We start from the raw sequence: 14,249 nt of genomic DNA on the forward strand, positions 1-14,249 counted from the left end.
GCACCGTCCCGCGCGGCGGGGCGGGCGGCGCGCGGCGGGGCGGGGGGACCGGAGCGGGTCGGTCGGCTGGTATGAAGAACCGATGACGAGCGACGCCGCCACCGCCCTTCCCGACCCCACCGACGAGGTCGTCGACCTCTGCCGCGACCTCCTGCGCATCGACACCACCAACACGGGGGACAACGACACCAGCGCCGGTGAACGCGCCGCCGCCGAGTACGTGGCGGAGAAGCTGGCCGAGGTCGGCGTCGAGTCCGTCATCCACGAGTCCGCGCCCGGCCGGGCCAACCTCGTCGCCCGCATCCCGGGCACCGACCCGAGCCGGGGGGCGCTGCTGGTGCACGGCCACCTCGACGTGGTGCCCGCCGACGCCGACGAGTGGTCGGTGCACCCGTTCTCCGGGGAACTGCGCGACGGCTACCTGTGGGGCCGGGGCGCGATCGACATGAAGGACTTCGACGCGATGGTGCTGGCCGTGGTGCGGCACTGGCGGCGCACCGGCGTCCGCCCGCCCCGCGACATCGTGCTCGCGTACACCGCCGACGAGGAGGCCGGCAGCGACTACGGCGCGCACTTCCTGGTCGAGCGGCACCGCGACCTCCTCGACGGTTGCACCGAGGCCATCGGCGAGGTCGGCGGCTTCTCCTACTCCGTCAACGACGACCAGCGGCTCTACCTGATCGAGACCGCCGAGAAGGGCATCGACTGGCTGCGCCTGCACGCCAGGGGCCGCCCCGGGCACGGCTCGATGGTGCACGACGACAACGCCGTCACCGCGCTCGCCGAGGCGGTTGCCCGGGTCGGTCGGCACCGCTTCCCCGTGGTGGTCACCGACACCGTCCGGGCGTTCCTGGAGGAGGTCTCCGACCTGCTCGGCATCGAGCTGGACCCGGAGGACCCGGAGACCGCCATCGCCAAGCTCGGGCCGATCGCCAACATCATCGGCGCGACGATCCGCAACACCGCCAACCCGACCCGGCTCGCCGCCGGGTACAAGGACAACGTCATCCCCGGCCGGGCCACCGCCACCATCGACTGCCGCAGCCTGCCGGGGCAGTCGGAGCTGCTGGAGCGGCAGCTGCGCGAGCTGGTCGGCCCCGACATCGTCATCGAGTACATCCAGCGCCAGCCCGCGCTGGAGACGACGTTCGACGGCGACCTGGTCGACGCCATGTCGGCGGCGCTGCGCGCGGAGGACCCGGGCGCCCGGCCGGTGCCGTACATGCTCTCCGGCGGCACCGACGCCAAGGCGTTCTCGCAGCTCGGCATCCGCTGCTTCGGCTTCGCGCCGCTGCGGCTGCCCGCCGACCTGAACTTCTCCGCGCTGTTCCACGGCATCGACGAGCGGGTTCCGGTGGACGGACTACAGTTCGGCGTGCGGGTTCTCGACCGGTTCCTCCGCACCTGCTAGCCCCCGCCAGGAACCGGTGTTCCGGCGGGAACCTCTGATCGTGAAGGGACTGACCCACATGACCGACCAGCACGGTGAGCTGGACGCCGCCCTCGAGCGCGTGATCGATGCGGCCCGCCACCACCTGGCCGCCGTCCGCGCCGCGCAGGGCCGCGTCGACGACGACGACGTCTGGCAGGCGTACGTCGCCCTGAACAACGCCTCCTACGCGTACGACGAGCAACTCCTGGACGCCTTCGGCGAGGTCACCCCGTGGGACGTCGAGTCGATCGACCCGGACGAGGCCGACCAGCGCTTCGGCGGCGGGGAGGGCGTGGAGGCCACCGACCCGCACCCGCGGGTCATCTCGGTGCGTCAGCGGCGCGACTACCGGGTGCCGAGCGTGTCGGCGCTGATCCGGGTGGCCGAGGCCGCCCGGCGGGAGGGCACGCCGGCCGACGACGAGCCGGAGCCCGTCGAGGGGGTCGGCGAGGCGGTGCTGGAGCTGCTACAGAGCGGCGACGGCTCGCTCGGCGCGCTGGACGTGCCGGAGCTGGAGCCGCTCGACGGCGTGGTGATGGTCAGCGAGATCGGCACCCCGGTCGACCTGGAGTCGTTCGACGACGACGACCCGGTCGGCCCGTTCCAGCCGGCCGCCGACGACCGGCTGGTCGGCCGCCTCGACGAGCACCCGTTCATGGAGCTCGACGACGAGCACGACCACGCCCACTAGCGGCCCCGCCCGTGCAGCGGCGACGCCCCGGGATCCGGCCGAGCAGCCGGGCCCCGGGGCGTCCGCGTGCCGGGTGCCGCCGGCGCCTCAGTGCGACGGCCCCGCCCGCCTCAGTACGACAGTCCCGGCTGCGGCTGGTTGACCCGCCGGCGGCGAAGCACCACCTGGCGCGTGCCGTCGCGGTACAGCCGCACCCGGGCCAACTCCCACCCGGAGAACTCCGCCTGGATCGCCAACTGCGCCGCAGCGGTCAACCGGTCGACGTTCGGCGGCAACCGCAGCGGCGCGTACTCGTAGTCCATGTGCCCTATGCTGCCCAGCCCGGCGGCCGTCCGCCACCCCCTCGCCGCCCCGGCCCCGACGCACCCGCGCCGCAGCCGGGCAGGGCGTCCGCGGTCGAGGCGTCGGCCCAGGGACGCCACCGGAGCTCCTTCGCGGCCGGCTTCGCCGAGCCTGGTCGTCCCGAAAGCCGGCCGGTCGAGCGGAGATCGGCCGACACGAGGAGATCCCACCCGACCCCGGCACCGTGCGCGGGCAGGCCCGCAACCCTGCCTACAAGGCCCGCGCCGACTCCTGAGCCGTGTCGTGCCGGTCGAGCAGGTACCTGACGCTGCAGTGCATAGTCGCGGTCAGTAGCGGCAACGGGCAGCGGGCATTGCTTCGCTCGTGTTCGACACGAAGTTGAAGACGATCAACATGGTTGGCCGACGCCTGCGCCGTGTGCGATCAAGGGTGTTGCCGACGCGCGCGCCACAGGTCGTCCTGGGCGGTTGTCTTGTGCCAGAGATGAGCGACGCCATCCGGGCCGAGGTCGTCGAGTGGTACGAGGAAGTGTGTGGAGAGCGTCCTGGCGAACTCCTCTGCGTCGCCGATCGTCCGGCGCGTCCTGCCGTCGGTGCCCAGCCGACGCAGGGTACGTGACAGCAGTAACAAGGTGTGCTTGGCGACTGGCCGGGCGGCCATGAGCGTGGTGACGTACGGCGATTCGGGGGAGGTGGACATTTCGCGGGAGCGGGCGGCGAAGTCGGCGATCTGCCGTGGCTGGAGCCGGAAGTCGTAGGAGGCGATGGATCCGCTGGGATGGTGGTGGAAGCGCCAGGTGTCCGGATCGAGTCGCTCGAGCCGGTAGGTCAGGTCTCCTTGGGTGTGCGGCCCCTCCTGCATCGGCAGCGGCAGGACGAATCCGTCGCCGATGCCGGCGTCGGCCAGCCAGCGTTGGCTGTCGAGGTCGACCAGCAGCGCGTTGTGGTTGCCCCACATCGTCTCGCCGCGGTCTGCGCGCATCACCGCGGCCTCCACCAGCGTCACCTGAAAGCCGGCCAGGCGCAGCAGCGTGGCCAGGCCAGCGTTCTGCTCGTAGCAGTAGCCGCCGCGGCGCCGCCGCACGAGTTTGTCGAACAGCGCGTTGGGGTCGAGGCTGATCGGCCTGCCGAGCTGGATATCGAGGTTCTCGTACGGCACCGCGTGCCGCCAGGCCCGGTGCAGAGCCAACAGCGTCTCCATGTCAACGGTCACGTGCCCCCGGTACCCGATCCTTCGCAGCATCGGGTCGATGGTCATCTCCACGTTCGTTCCTCCCGAATAACTGGTAGAACATCCCCCACTTATGAAGCTTATCCGAGGGGTGGCCTTCCGTATACTGTTGGAGTGACGAATGAAAGCCCCGGCCGCAAGCTCCGGGCCGACGCCAGACGCAACCGCGAACAGATCATCGAGGCCGCCCGCAATCTCATCGCGGAACGCGGCGCCGAGGTGCCGATGGAAGAGGTGGCCCGCCGCGCCGGCGTCGGAGCCGCCACCCTCTACCGCCGCTTTCCCGACCGTGAAGCGCTGGTGCGCGGGGTGGCGCTGGACGGCTTCGGCCGCGTCGTCGCCATCGCCCGCGATGCCGAGGACGAGGAGCGGGACGCCTGGCGAGCGTTGTCACGATTCATCCGCCGCGCCGCCGCCGAGCTGCGGCTGGCGACCTGGCTGTCGATCTGGTTCACCAGCACCTGGGAACAGCTCCACGCCGACCCCGAGGAACGGCGGCTGCGTCAGACCTTGCTGAAGATCCTCGACCGGCTCGTCCGCCGCGCCCAGGCCGACGGGGACCTGCGCCACGACGTGGACGCCGGCGACCTGACCCTGATGATGGCCCTGCTGCTGCGACCGCTCCCCGGCCTGCGCGTCGAGCTCACCCAGCGCAACGTGGACCGCTACCTGGCGCTCATGCTCGACGGACTGCGCGCCGGTCCGGACATCCAACCCCTTCCTGACGGCGAGCTCGGCCTGGCCGACCTCGGCGGCGCCTGACAACCGCTTCAGCCAGCGATGACATCTCGATCACCGCAAGCTGTTCATGGCTGACTCAGCGTGATGCCCGGCTGTCAGCGGAGGCGATGGTCGCCCGGTTGCCAGCGGTACGCGGAGACGGTCGCCGAGGCCCGTGGCCCACGCGGTGTGTGGCGATGAGGTGGAGGGTCAGGCCGACGCAGCCGCTTTCCGGGGCCAGGCGTGGTTCGTTGATGAACAGGTGCGCGGCCGTGGCGGCGGTGACGTGGCAGTGCCAGCCGATCCAGGAGCGGCCTTCGAAGTGGTCCAGGCCGAGGCCGGTCTTCAGTTCGCGATGGTCGTGTTCGGTGTGCCAGCGGATCCTGCCGTAGCGGACGGGGTCGGTGGCTGGTCACCTCGGGGAGGCTGGACAGCCAGTACTTGACGGGCTCGGTCTGGTCGTCGGACCACTGGGTGATCAGCCGTCGCTCGAGCGGGGTGCCGTCGGCGTCGCGGGCGACGCGGTGCCCGGCGGGGCGCACGCACGGGTAGACGAATCGGGAGCTCATGGTGCCTTTCGAGCCTTCCGCCAGGACCACACCCGCTCGACTGGCTGTGCGCCCGGGTTGTGGGCGAGGGCGTCGCCTTCGACCTGCATAGGTAGCCGATCCCGCGTTCGTCGAAAGCGCTGCGGAATGGGCTGTTGTCGCCGGCGTCGGCGGCCGGTAGCGATGGGCGCAGCACGTGGCCGGTCAGCTCGTCGAGCATCTCCACCACCAGCGACCACTTCGGGCGGTGACGCCCCTGCTCGGGAATGCCGCAGCGGGCCGGCGAGCAGCCACCCCCCGGGCTGGTCAGCCTCGTCACCGGCGTGGTCGTCCCGCGACGCGACGTCGGGAGAAACAGCCGCCGGTCCGGGGGCACGACGCGGTGTCGGCGACCGTGTGGACGCTTACGCCCAGCTGGCAGTTCGCGACCTTGCCGGGCGTGCCGGAGTACTGCCTGGCCACAGCCGGCGAGCTCCTGCCGCCCTTCGGAAAGCCGGTGTCGTCAACGACCCATGCCTCCGGCTCGACCACCTCGAGGGCTCGGCGGGTCAGCCGCATCCGTACCGCTGTGGTGTCCCACGTCGAGGTCGTCACAAACTGCTGCAACCCCTGTCTCGGCGGCCGGCTCGGACGGGGCGTCGGCGGTCGCGTCGGCGGACGGGTCCCTCCGGTGCCGTTCCTCTCCGGTGCCGGTGATCGGCTCGGCCCCGTCCGGCCCTTGCGGGCCGTCGGTGGTCGGGTCGGCCCCGGTGACCGCCGGCCCGCCCCCGGCGTCGGGGCCCGCCGGATCGACGGCCTGACCGATGCCGTCGGCGAGGGCCGGCGGGGTCGGCGGCACGGCGGCGACCTGGGCCGGGTCCGGGGGCGGCGGCACGGCGGCGGCCCCGGTCGCGCGGGGCGCCGGCGGCACGGGCGGCGCCGGGGGCACGACCGGCGGCGGCAGGGTCGGCTGCGGTGCGGCGGGTGTCGGCGGCGCGGGAGCGGGCGGCACCATGGGAGGCGGCGGGACCGACGCGACGGCCGCGGGCCGGGGGCGCGGGCCGGGCGGCACGGTCGGCTCCGGCCGCACCCGGGGGCCGGTGGGTGGCAGCACCTGGCAGGAGAGCGCGTCCGGCCGTGTGGTGAGCACCGCGGCGGCGGTACGCGCGACGAACTCGCTCCACCAGCGCAAACCCTCGGCGGTACGCGGCGTCTCGTACCACCAGCCGGCGGCGCCCTGCGACGGCCACCAGCCCAGGTCCGCCATGCGGCGCTCGTCGTACGGCGGGCAGACCCCGCGGACCGTGGTCCGGCGCACCAGCAGGTGCAGCCGGCGGGGACCGGCGGCGAGTTCCAGGTCGGTGTCGCGGTCGCAACGGGACAACGTGTCGTGCAGCCGGGCGACGATGTCCGGCCAGCCCGGCGAGGTCATGCCGGCGGCCTCGGCAGGCGCCCGTCGAGGCGCCCGAGCCGGCCCATGGCCTCCTCCAGCCGGCCCAGCGAGGCGAAGTCCCCGGGGGTGCCGAAGATCCCGTTCAGGCCCGCGCCGAGGGTGGCGTCGAGCCCGCCGGTGCGCTCGTCGAGCTGCTCGTTCGCCGCCGTCCGGGCCTGCCGGTACGCCTCGATCACCATCGCGGCGAGGTCCTCGGCGCCCACCCGCAGCGCGGTCGGCGCGAAGCTCAGGTCGGTGAGTTCGCCGGTCGCGGAGGCCGGTCCACTCTCGTCGGTGGCGGTGCCGCGCAGCTCGTCCAGGTCGTCCTTGAGCCCGGCGAAGCGACGTTCGATGTCGGCGAGCCGTCCGGCCAGGGCGTCGAACGCGGACAGCGGGTCGGACATGAGAACCTCCCGTGGGGCGCCGGCCCGGGGTGGCGACCGGCGGCGCCATGATCGTATCGGCGCCCGGGCCGGACGAACGGGGGGAGGAGCGTGGTGCACGGGGTCAGCCCGGGGCGGCGTCGCGCTGGTCTCCAGCCTGTCCGTGCCCGGCTCGGAGCAGATCGGCGATCAGGTCGACGCGGCGGTGCAGGGCGGCGCCGACTGGATCGACCAGAATGTCTTCGGCCAGCGGCCGGCGGAGCGACCGGCCGGCCGGTGAGCGGCGAGCGAGGGGGCAGGGCGTGACCGGTGGGCGAGGGCGACTCGGTCGGCTGACCGAGGCGGTGCTCGGTGGGGCGCGGGCCGCCCGGGACAAGGCCCGCGAGCTGCGCGACGAGTTCCGCACCACCGACGAGCCGGAGCGCGCGCTGGTCGCGCCGCTGCTGCCCGGCGAGGAGATCCGGTACGTCGGGCTGGCGCCGGTGCGGGCGCCCGAGACCCACCGGGCGGGCAGCCAGTTCGCCGACCGGGTGGGCGCCGAGGTGGCGGAGGCGCTCGACCCGCGCGCGCTGTTCGGGCTGCTCAACGTCGTCAACCCGGTCGCGTGGGTGGACGCCGTGATGACCCCGGTGCGGATCGTCGCGGGCGTGCTGATGCTGCCGGGCAAGGCCGCCGTCCTCGCCGCGGACGGCGGGGACCCGGCCGGGGCCGACCCGCCGGGCCCCGACCGGCCCGCGCAGGCGCGGCAGCCGGTACCGCTCACCGAGGAGCAGGAGGCGTTCCGGGCGTTGTTCCGGCTCAGCCGCCACCGGCCGCTCGCCGACCAGCTCGCGGAGATCGCCTACCGGCGGCGGTACGTCTTCAGCGGTGACCTCGCCTCGCTCGCCGGTAGCCTGCTGCTCTTCCTGGAGCGCTACACCGGCACCCCGCTCGTGGTCACCGACACCCACCTGCACCTGCTGCGCATGGGGCGCCGCCCGGACGAGGGCCGCGAGGACCGCCGGCGTCCCCAGGTGCTGTGGAGCGTCGAACGGCGGCGCATCGCCCGCATCGACTCCGACCACGGCGCGGCCCGCCTCATGCAGTTCCCGTCCACCATCGTGTTCGACGACGGCTCCTGGATCCGGATCGTCAACCCGGCCACCCGCGACGACCAGGGGCGCTTCCTCGCCGCCGTACGCGACATCCCCGGCCAGCGTCCGGCGACCTGAGCCGGGCGGCGCCCGCCGGACCGGCGCGGACGCCACCGCCGCGCGACGGGCGGGGCGGCGGGTCAGCCGTCGCGCTCCGGGTAGCCGACCGGGACGGCCGACACGTCGTCCAGCGCGGTGATGATCTCCTCCGGCAGGGTCATGCGCTCGACCTGGAGCGCGCCGAGCAACTGCCCGACCGTCCGCGCGCCGAGGATCGGCGCCACCACACCGGGGCGGTCGCGGATCCAGGCCAGCGCCACCTCCAGCGGCGAGACCCCGAGCCCACCGGCCGCGGTGGCGACCGCCTCGACGATGCTGGAGCAGCGCGGCTCCAGGTAGGTGGCGACGAACCGCTCGAAGTGGGGCGAGGCCGCCCGCGAGTCGGCCGGCCGGCCGTGCCGGTACTTGCCGGTGAGCACCCCGCGGCCCAGCGGCGACCAGGGCAGCACGCCCAGCCCGAGGGCATCGCACGCGGGCAGCACCTCCCGCTCCACGCCCCGTTCCAGCAGCGAGTACTCGACCTGCGCGGCCACCACCGGGGCGCGGCCCGGCCAGGCGGCCTGCCAGGCGGCGGCCCGCGCGGTCTGCCAGCCGGAGAAGTTCGACACCCCGACGTAGCGGACCCGGCCGCTGGCGACCGCGTGGTCGAGCGCCGCGAGGGTCTCCTCCAGCGGGGTGTCGGGGTCGTAGCCGTGCACCTGGAACAGGTCGACGTGGTCGGTGTTGAGGCGGCGCAGCGAGGCGTCCAGCGTCCGCAGCAGGTGTCCCCGGGAGCCGTCGCGGCGCCGGCCGCTGCCCGGCCGCAGCCCCGCCTTGGTCGCGATCAACAGCTCGTCGCGCGGCACCAGGGCGCCCAGCAGCGAGCCGATCACCGACTCGGCGTCGCCGTCGCCGTAGACGTCGGCGGTGTCGATCAGGTTGCCGCCCGCGTCGAGGAAACTCTTCAGCTGGGCGGCCGCGTCGTCGGCGTCGGTGTCCCGGCCCCACGTCATGGTGCCGAGCGCGAGCCGCGAAACCGCCAGCCCGCTTCGGCCGAGCGGTCGCTGTTGCATGGGTGAACCTTATTTGGAACAGGGCCGCGCGGACATCCTCGCTCCCGTCAAGTCTGCCGGGCGCGTCGTGTTTCCGACCGCCTGATCCGTCACCGGGAGCACGCGGCCGGTACGCCCGACGCGCCGGCCCGCTCCGCGTCTGGTTGCGGTGAGCCGGTGATCGGGCCGTCCCGAGGCATTGCGTAACCTGATGCGACCTGTGGTGCGGATGGGGGAGGACCTAGTGCGACTCGGGCTCAGCCTCGGATACCAGACGGCGTGGAGCACGCCTGCCGATCACCTGGCTTTCGCCCAGGAGGCGGACCGGCTCGGCTACTCGGTGGTGTGGGCGGCGGAGGCCTACGGCTCCGACTCGCCGAGCATGCTCGCCTGGATGGCGGGGCAGACGGAGCGGATCGACCTGGGCAGTGCGGTGATGCAGATCCCCGCCCGCACCCCGGCGATGACCGCGATGACCGCGGCGACCATCGACGCGCTCTCCGGCGGCCGGTTCCGGCTCGGACTGGGGGTGTCCGGCCCGCAGGTCTCCGAGGGCTGGCACGGCGTCCGGTTCGGCAAGCCGCTGGCGCGGACCCGCGAGTTCGTCGACATCGTGAAGCTGGCCGTGGGGCGCAAGAGCGTCGCGTACGACGGCGAGTTCTACACGCTGCCGCTGCCCGACGGGCCGGGCAAGGCGCTGAAGCTGGGCTTCCACCCGCCCCGCGAGCACATCCCGATCTACCTCGCCGCCGTGGGCCCGAAGAACCTGGAGCTGGCCGGCGAGATCGCCGACGGCTGGCTGGCGATCTTCTACGCGCCCGAGTTCGCCGAGGAGCAGCTCGCGTCGGTGCGCGCCGGGCGGGCGAAGGTCGGCAAGGAGTTGGCCGGCTTCGACGTCGTCCCGTCGGTGCCCGTGGTGGTCGGCGACGACGTGGCCACCTGCGCCGAGCTGGTCCGCTGGTACGCGGCCCTCTACGTCGGTGGCATGGGCAGCCGCCAGCAGAACTTCTACAACCAGCTCGCCACCCGGATGGGCTACGGCGACGCCGCCCGCGAGGTGCAGGACCTCTACCTGGCGAAGCGGCAGCGGGACGCCGCCGCCGCGGTGCCGCTGGAGTTCATCGACCGCACCTCGCTGCTGGGCCCGAAGGAGCGCATCGCCGAGCGGATGCGGGAGTACGCCGCCGCCGGCGTCACCACCCTCTCCGTGACCCTGTTCGCGGGCGACCGGGACAGCGGCGTGCAGACCCTGCGTACCGTCGCCGAGGCGCTGGACCTCTCGGGAGTCGGGGAGTGACCTGGGTCGAGGCCATCGTCCTGGGCATCGTCCAGGGACTGACCGAGTTCCTTCCGGTCAGCTCGTCGGGGCACCTGCGAATCACCTCGGCGATCTTCTTCGACCGCGACGCCGGCGCGTCGTTCACCGCGGTCACCCAGTTGGGCACCGAGGCGGCGGTGCTGATCTACTTCGCCAAGGACATCTGGCGGATCACCCGGACGTGGCTGGTCGGCATCCGGGACAAGTCGGTGCGCTCCAGCCTCGACTACCGGATGGGCTGGTACGTCATAGTCGGCTCGATCCCGATCGGGCTGTTCGGCTTCCTGTTCAAGGACCAGATCCGCACCGCCGGCCGGAACCTGTGGCTGGTGGCCACCACGCTGATCGTCTTCGCGTTCGTGCTCGCGTTCGCCGAGTACTGGGGGCGGCAGACCCGCACCCTGGAGAACTTCCGGATGCGCGACGGCGTGGTGATGGGTTTCGCCCAGGCGATGGCGCTGATTCCCGGCGTGTCCCGTTCCGGCGGCACGCTCACCGCCGGGTTGCTGCTCAACCTGACCCGGGAGGCGGCGGCGCGGTACTCGTTCCTGCTGGCCATCCCGGCGGTGGTGATGTCGGGCATCTTCAGCGTCGGCGACGTCTTCGAGCCGGCGGCACCCGGCACCTCGGTGCCGAGCGTCGCACAGATGATCGTCGCCACGATCATCGCCTTCGGCGTCGGCTACGCGGCCATCGCCTGGCTGCTGCGCTACGTCGCCCACCACACCCTGTACGTCTTCGTGCTCTACCGGGTCGCGCTGGGCACCCTGGTGCTGGCGCTGTTGATGACCGGGACCATCAGCGCCACCTGACCTCCCGTGGCCCGTGCCGGCCCCCGTTCGCCTCCCGGCGACGGGGGCCGGCCCCGTTCGCGGGGCCCGGCCTGCCCGGGCTCGGTCCGGACCGCCCTGCCCGGGCTGAGCCCGTGATCGCCCTGCCCGGGCTGAGCCCGGCGGGCCCTGTCCGGGCTCAGTCCGGATCGCCCTGTCCGGGCGGTGGTGGGGTCGCCCGGGGGCGGGCGCGCAGGTGGGCGCGCTCGCCCTGCGTGCCGAACAGGCTGAGGAACTCGACCGGCTCGGGGTCGGCGGCGCCGAACCAGTGCGGCACGCGGGTGTCGAACTCGGCCGCCTCGCCGGGAGAGAGCACCAGGTCCTGTGCCCCGAGCACGAGCCGGAGCCGCCCGTTGAGGACGTAGAGCCACTCGTAGCCCTCGTGGGTCTGCGGGTCGGGCACCCGCCGGTGGCTGCTGGCCGGGATGACGAGCTTGTACGCCTGGATGCCGCCGGCCCGGCGGGTGAGCGGCAGCATGGTCATGCCGTGCCGCGTGACGGGGCGCAGGTGGATGCGCGGGTCGCCGGTCGGCGGGGCGCCGACGAGTTCGTCGAGCGTGACGCCGTGGGCCTTGGCCAGGGGGAGCAGCAGCTCGAGGGTGGGTCGCCGGGCGCCCGACTCCAGCCGGGACAGGGTGCTCACCGAGATGCCCGTCGTGGCGGACAGTTCGGCCAGCGTCGTGGCGCGCTGCCGGCGCAGCGCGCGCAGCCGGGGCCCCACCGCGCCGAGCGCCTCGTCGAGATCGTCGTCCATGCCGCAAGCTTGCCAGCCTGGCAACAGCGTTTGCCACCCCGGCCGGCGTGACCGTCCCCGCCCCGGGCCGGTCACGGGCGGGCGTGCCGACCGCCGGCGCCCGGGGCCATAGGGTGGTCACCGTGGCGACCCTTCTGCTTCTGCGACACGGCCGAACGACCGCGAACGCGGACGGCGGGCTGGCCGGCCGCCAACCGGTGGAGCTGGACGACACCGGCCGGGCCCAGGCCGCCGCGGTGGGCGAGCGGCTGCGGGCGGTCCCGCTGGCGGCGGTGGTGACCAGCCCGCTGATCCGCTGCCGGCAGACCCTGGAGCTGGCGTTGCCCGGGGCCGAGCCGGTCGTCGAGGAGGGGCTGATCGAGTGCGGCTACGGCACCTGGGAGGGGCAGCCGCTGAAGAAGCTGGCGAAGGACCCGCTCTGGCCCGTGGTCCAGCAGCACCCGAGCGCCGCGGTCTTCCCCGAGGGGGAGGCGATGGCGGCGATGGCGGCGCGGGCGGTCACCGCGGTGCGCTCCTGGGACGCCCGGGTCACCGCCGAGCACGGCCCGGAGGCGGTCTGGCTGGCGTGCAGCCACGGCGATGTGATCAAGGCCATCGTGGCCGACGCGCTCGGCGTGCACCTGGACCTGTTCCAGCGGATCGTGGCCGATCCCGCGTCGGTGACGGCGATCCGCTACACCCCGCTGCGGCCGTTCCTGGTGCGGCTCAACGACACCGGCGGCGACCTCGCCGCCCTGGTGCCGCCGCCGCGCCGGCGGCGTCGCCGGCCGGCCCGAGCGGCCGGCGCGGCCGACTCCGACGCGGCGGTGGGCGGCGGGGCGGGGGCGGGCCGGTGACGGCCCGGCGGCGGTCGGCCGCCACGCCCGGCTCCGGCCGCCGGCACGCCGGGCGCGGCGGGCGCGCGGCGATTCGCGTCGGTGGGGTACGCGGTGCCGTGGCGCGCCGGATAGGGTCGTGGGTATGACCCACCAGGTGCACGCCTTCGAGCCGCCGGAGCGGTTCGTCGCCGGGACCGTCGGGCCGCCCGGGGAGCGCACGTTCTTCCTCCAGGCGCGCGGCGGCGGCCGGCTGGTCAGCGTCGCGCTGGAGAAGGTCCAGGTGTCGCTGCTCGCCGAGAAGCTGGAGGAGCTGCTCTCCGAGGCGCAGCGCCGGTTCGGTGTCGAACTGCCCGAGCCGGTGGCCGCCGTCGGCGACAACGACCCGCTGGACACGCCGGTCGACGAGGAGTTCCGGGTCGGCACGCTCGGCCTGGCCTTCGACGTGGACACCGCGACCGTGGTGATCGAGGCCATCGCCGCCGGCGAGGCGGAGGTCGAGGTCGAGCTCGGCGAGCCGGACGACGAGGAGGACGAGGCCGACGAGGAGCCGGACGACGACCTCGACCGGCTCCGGGTGCGGCTGACGCCCGAGGCGACCCGCGCGTTCATCGAGCGCGCCCGGCGGGTGGTCAACGCCGGTCGCCCGCCGTGCCCGCTGTGCGGCCAGCCGCTGGATCCGGCGGGTCACCTCTGCCCGCGCCACAACGGTTATCACCGGTGACGTCGTCGGAACTCCAGCCCCGACAGGACGGCGACGCCGCGCTCCGGCTGCTCCGCGACGGCTCGCTCGAGTTGGAGGGGCGGCTCGTCGACGCCTCCAACACCACGCTGCGGGGCTTCCTGACGCTCGACGGGGTGACCGCGCGGTGCGTCTACAAGCCGGTGCGGGGCGAGCGACCGCTCTGGGACTTCCCGGACGGCACCCTGGCCGGCCGTGAGGTCTCGGCGTACGTGGTCTCCCGGGCCACCGGCTGGGACCTGGTCCCACCGACGGTGCTGCGGGACGGCCCGTTCGGGCCGGGCTCGTGCCAGCTCTGGATCGACGAGCCGGCCGACGCGGAACCGCTGGTCGGGTTCGTGCCGGCCGCCGCGCTGCCGCCGCGCTGGTTCCCGATCGCCGCGGCCCGCGACGACGACGGCACGCCCTACGCGCTCGCCCACGCCGACGACCCGCGGCTGGCCCGCCTCGCGGTGCTCGACGCGGTGATCAACAATGCCGACCGCAAGGGCGGCCACGTGCTGGTCGGCCCGGACGACCGGATCTACGGCGTGGACCACGGGGTGAGCTTCCACGTCGAGGAGAAGCTGCGCACCGTGCTCTGGGGGTGGGCCGGCCGTCCGCTCCCGACCGACGCCGTGGAGATGCTCGACGCGCTCGCCGGCCAGCTCGCCGGCGCGGTCGGCGCGGAGCTGGCCGATCACCTGACCCTGGCCGAGCTCGCCGAGCTGGCCGCCCGGGTCGACCGGCTGCGGCACACCGGGTGCTTCCCGCAGCCGTCGCAGGACTGGCCGGCGGTGCCCTGGCCCCCAATGTGACCCGGCGCGCGCCGTTGTCATGATGATCACCCACGGGGTGGCCGTGGCGCG

15 protein-coding genes and 1 pseudogene are annotated in these 14,249 nt (G+C 73.9%); 9 read left to right on the top strand and 7 right to left on the bottom strand.

Translation table 11 applies throughout. The features are described 5' to 3' along the window. Positions 1-82 precede the first annotated feature (82 nt). Both GA0070606_RS30225 and GA0070606_RS30230 read left to right on the top strand, forming a co-directional pair. Positions 83-1,411, top strand: coding sequence for a M20/M25/M40 family metallo-hydrolase (locus GA0070606_RS30225; RefSeq protein ID WP_091106623.1), 1,329 nt, complete (start codon positions 83-85; stop codon positions 1,409-1,411). Positions 1,412-1,469: 58 nt separating this feature from the next. Then, positions 1,470-2,123 (top strand): hypothetical protein, encoded by a 654-nt coding sequence (locus GA0070606_RS30230; protein WP_091108404.1) that lies wholly within the window; start codon positions 1,470-1,472, stop codon positions 2,121-2,123. Positions 2,124-2,233: 110 nt separating this feature from the next. On the opposite strand, the gene GA0070606_RS30235 is transcribed toward GA0070606_RS30230, so the two are convergent. Continuing rightward, positions 2,234-2,425, bottom strand: coding sequence for a DUF5703 family protein (locus tag GA0070606_RS30235; protein WP_013734349.1), 192 nt, complete (start codon positions 2,423-2,425; stop codon positions 2,234-2,236). Positions 2,426-2,849: 424 nt separating this feature from the next. After that, entirely contained in the window at positions 2,850-3,683 is an 834-nt protein-coding gene (locus tag GA0070606_RS30240) for an arylamine N-acetyltransferase family protein (RefSeq protein WP_091108406.1), read from the bottom strand. A gap of 87 nt (positions 3,684-3,770) precedes the next feature. Here GA0070606_RS30240 and GA0070606_RS30245 point away from each other — a divergent pair, with 87 nt between their 5' ends. Then, positions 3,771-4,418 (top strand): TetR/AcrR family transcriptional regulator, encoded by a 648-nt coding sequence (locus tag GA0070606_RS30245; RefSeq protein ID WP_091106625.1) that lies wholly within the window; start codon positions 3,771-3,773, stop codon positions 4,416-4,418. Positions 4,419-4,721: 303 nt separating this feature from the next. Here the strand turns inward: GA0070606_RS30245 and GA0070606_RS34095 are convergent. The 3 genes and pseudogenes from GA0070606_RS34095 to GA0070606_RS30260 all read right to left on the bottom strand — a co-directional run bounded on the left by GA0070606_RS34095 (position 4,722) and on the right by GA0070606_RS30260 (position 6,739). Continuing rightward, a pseudogene (locus tag GA0070606_RS34095) lies at positions 4,722-5,518 on the bottom strand (transposase). Then, positions 5,427-6,335: a hypothetical protein gene (locus GA0070606_RS30255; RefSeq protein ID WP_091106627.1), complete on the bottom strand. Its 909-nt coding sequence runs from the start codon at positions 6,333-6,335 to the stop codon at positions 5,427-5,429. The pseudogene GA0070606_RS34095 and the gene GA0070606_RS30255 overlap by 92 nt, the downstream one beginning before the upstream one ends. Further along, entirely contained in the window at positions 6,332-6,739 is a 408-nt protein-coding gene (locus GA0070606_RS30260) for a YbaB/EbfC family nucleoid-associated protein (RefSeq protein ID WP_091106629.1), read from the bottom strand. The genes GA0070606_RS30255 and GA0070606_RS30260 overlap by 4 nt, the downstream gene beginning before the upstream one ends. A gap of 281 nt (positions 6,740-7,020) precedes the next feature. Here GA0070606_RS30260 and GA0070606_RS30265 point away from each other — a divergent pair, with 281 nt between their 5' ends. After that, positions 7,021-7,929 carry a hypothetical protein gene (locus GA0070606_RS30265; RefSeq protein ID WP_141721883.1) on the top strand — a complete coding sequence of 303 codons (909 nt, stop codon included), beginning with the start codon at positions 7,021-7,023 and terminating at the stop codon, positions 7,927-7,929. A gap of 62 nt (positions 7,930-7,991) precedes the next feature. On the opposite strand, the gene GA0070606_RS30270 is transcribed toward GA0070606_RS30265, so the two are convergent. Then, entirely contained in the window at positions 7,992-8,963 is a 972-nt protein-coding gene (locus GA0070606_RS30270; RefSeq protein WP_091106632.1) for an aldo/keto reductase, read from the bottom strand. A 223-nt stretch (positions 8,964-9,186) separates the two neighbouring features. On the opposite strand from GA0070606_RS30270, the gene GA0070606_RS30275 reads away from it, so the two are divergent. Together GA0070606_RS30275 and GA0070606_RS30280 are read left to right on the top strand one after the other, a co-directional pair. After that, the gene (locus GA0070606_RS30275; RefSeq protein WP_091106634.1) at positions 9,187-10,239 is read left to right on the top strand and encodes an LLM class F420-dependent oxidoreductase; all 1,053 of its coding nucleotides are present in this window, start codon (positions 9,187-9,189) and stop codon (positions 10,237-10,239) included. Then, on the top strand, positions 10,236-11,072 hold the full coding sequence (locus GA0070606_RS30280) for an undecaprenyl-diphosphate phosphatase (protein ID WP_091106636.1): 837 nt from the start codon (positions 10,236-10,238) through the stop codon (positions 11,070-11,072). Before GA0070606_RS30275 ends, GA0070606_RS30280 begins: the two co-directional genes overlap by 4 nt. 157 nt (positions 11,073-11,229) lie before the next feature. Here the strand turns inward: GA0070606_RS30280 and GA0070606_RS30285 are convergent, their stop codons facing one another. Further along, positions 11,230-11,844, bottom strand: a complete 615-nt coding sequence (locus tag GA0070606_RS30285; protein ID WP_091106638.1) for a helix-turn-helix domain-containing protein — start codon at positions 11,842-11,844, stop codon at positions 11,230-11,232. A 113-nt stretch (positions 11,845-11,957) separates the two neighbouring features. On the opposite strand from GA0070606_RS30285, the gene GA0070606_RS30290 reads away from it, so the two are divergent. The 3 genes from GA0070606_RS30290 (at position 11,958) to GA0070606_RS30300 (ending at position 14,198) form a co-directional block, all read left to right on the top strand. Continuing rightward, entirely contained in the window at positions 11,958-12,680 is a 723-nt protein-coding gene (locus GA0070606_RS30290; RefSeq protein WP_091106640.1) for a histidine phosphatase family protein, read from the top strand. Positions 12,681-12,804: 124 nt separating this feature from the next. Beyond that, the gene (locus GA0070606_RS30295; protein ID WP_091106642.1) at positions 12,805-13,383 is read left to right on the top strand and encodes a DUF3090 domain-containing protein; all 579 of its coding nucleotides are present in this window, start codon (positions 12,805-12,807) and stop codon (positions 13,381-13,383) included. Continuing rightward, the gene (locus tag GA0070606_RS30300; protein ID WP_091106644.1) at positions 13,380-14,198 is read left to right on the top strand and encodes an SCO1664 family protein; all 819 of its coding nucleotides are present in this window, start codon (positions 13,380-13,382) and stop codon (positions 14,196-14,198) included. The genes GA0070606_RS30295 and GA0070606_RS30300 overlap by 4 nt, the downstream gene beginning before the upstream one ends. The last annotated feature ends 51 nt before the right edge of the window (positions 14,199-14,249 follow it).

It is taken from the genome of Micromonospora citrea, assembly GCF_900090315.1.
Classification (GTDB): domain Bacteria; phylum Actinomycetota; class Actinomycetes; order Mycobacteriales; family Micromonosporaceae; genus Micromonospora; species Micromonospora citrea.

Excerpts from the sequence above, each read along its gene's own strand:
- GA0070606_RS30225 (WP_091106623.1), top strand. The coding sequence starts at position 83 with ATGACGAGCGACGCCGCCACCGCCCTTCCCGACCCCACCGACGAGGTC.
- GA0070606_RS30230 (WP_091108404.1), top strand. The coding sequence starts at position 1,470 with ATGACCGACCAGCACGGTGAGCTGGACGCCGCCCTCGAGCGCGTGATC.
- GA0070606_RS30235 (WP_013734349.1), bottom strand. The coding sequence starts at position 2,425 with ATGGACTACGAGTACGCGCCGCTGCGGTTGCCGCCGAACGTCGACCGG.
- GA0070606_RS30240 (WP_091108406.1), bottom strand. The coding sequence starts at position 3,683 with ATGACCATCGACCCGATGCTGCGAAGGATCGGGTACCGGGGGCACGTG.
- GA0070606_RS30255 (WP_091106627.1), bottom strand. The coding sequence starts at position 6,335 with ATGACCTCGCCGGGCTGGCCGGACATCGTCGCCCGGCTGCACGACACG.
- GA0070606_RS30260 (WP_091106629.1), bottom strand. The coding sequence starts at position 6,739 with ATGTCCGACCCGCTGTCCGCGTTCGACGCCCTGGCCGGACGGCTCGCC.
- GA0070606_RS30270 (WP_091106632.1), bottom strand. The coding sequence starts at position 8,963 with ATGCAACAGCGACCGCTCGGCCGAAGCGGGCTGGCGGTTTCGCGGCTC.
- GA0070606_RS30285 (WP_091106638.1), bottom strand. The coding sequence starts at position 11,844 with ATGGACGACGATCTCGACGAGGCGCTCGGCGCGGTGGGGCCCCGGCTG.
- GA0070606_RS30295 (WP_091106642.1), top strand. The coding sequence starts at position 12,805 with ATGACCCACCAGGTGCACGCCTTCGAGCCGCCGGAGCGGTTCGTCGCC.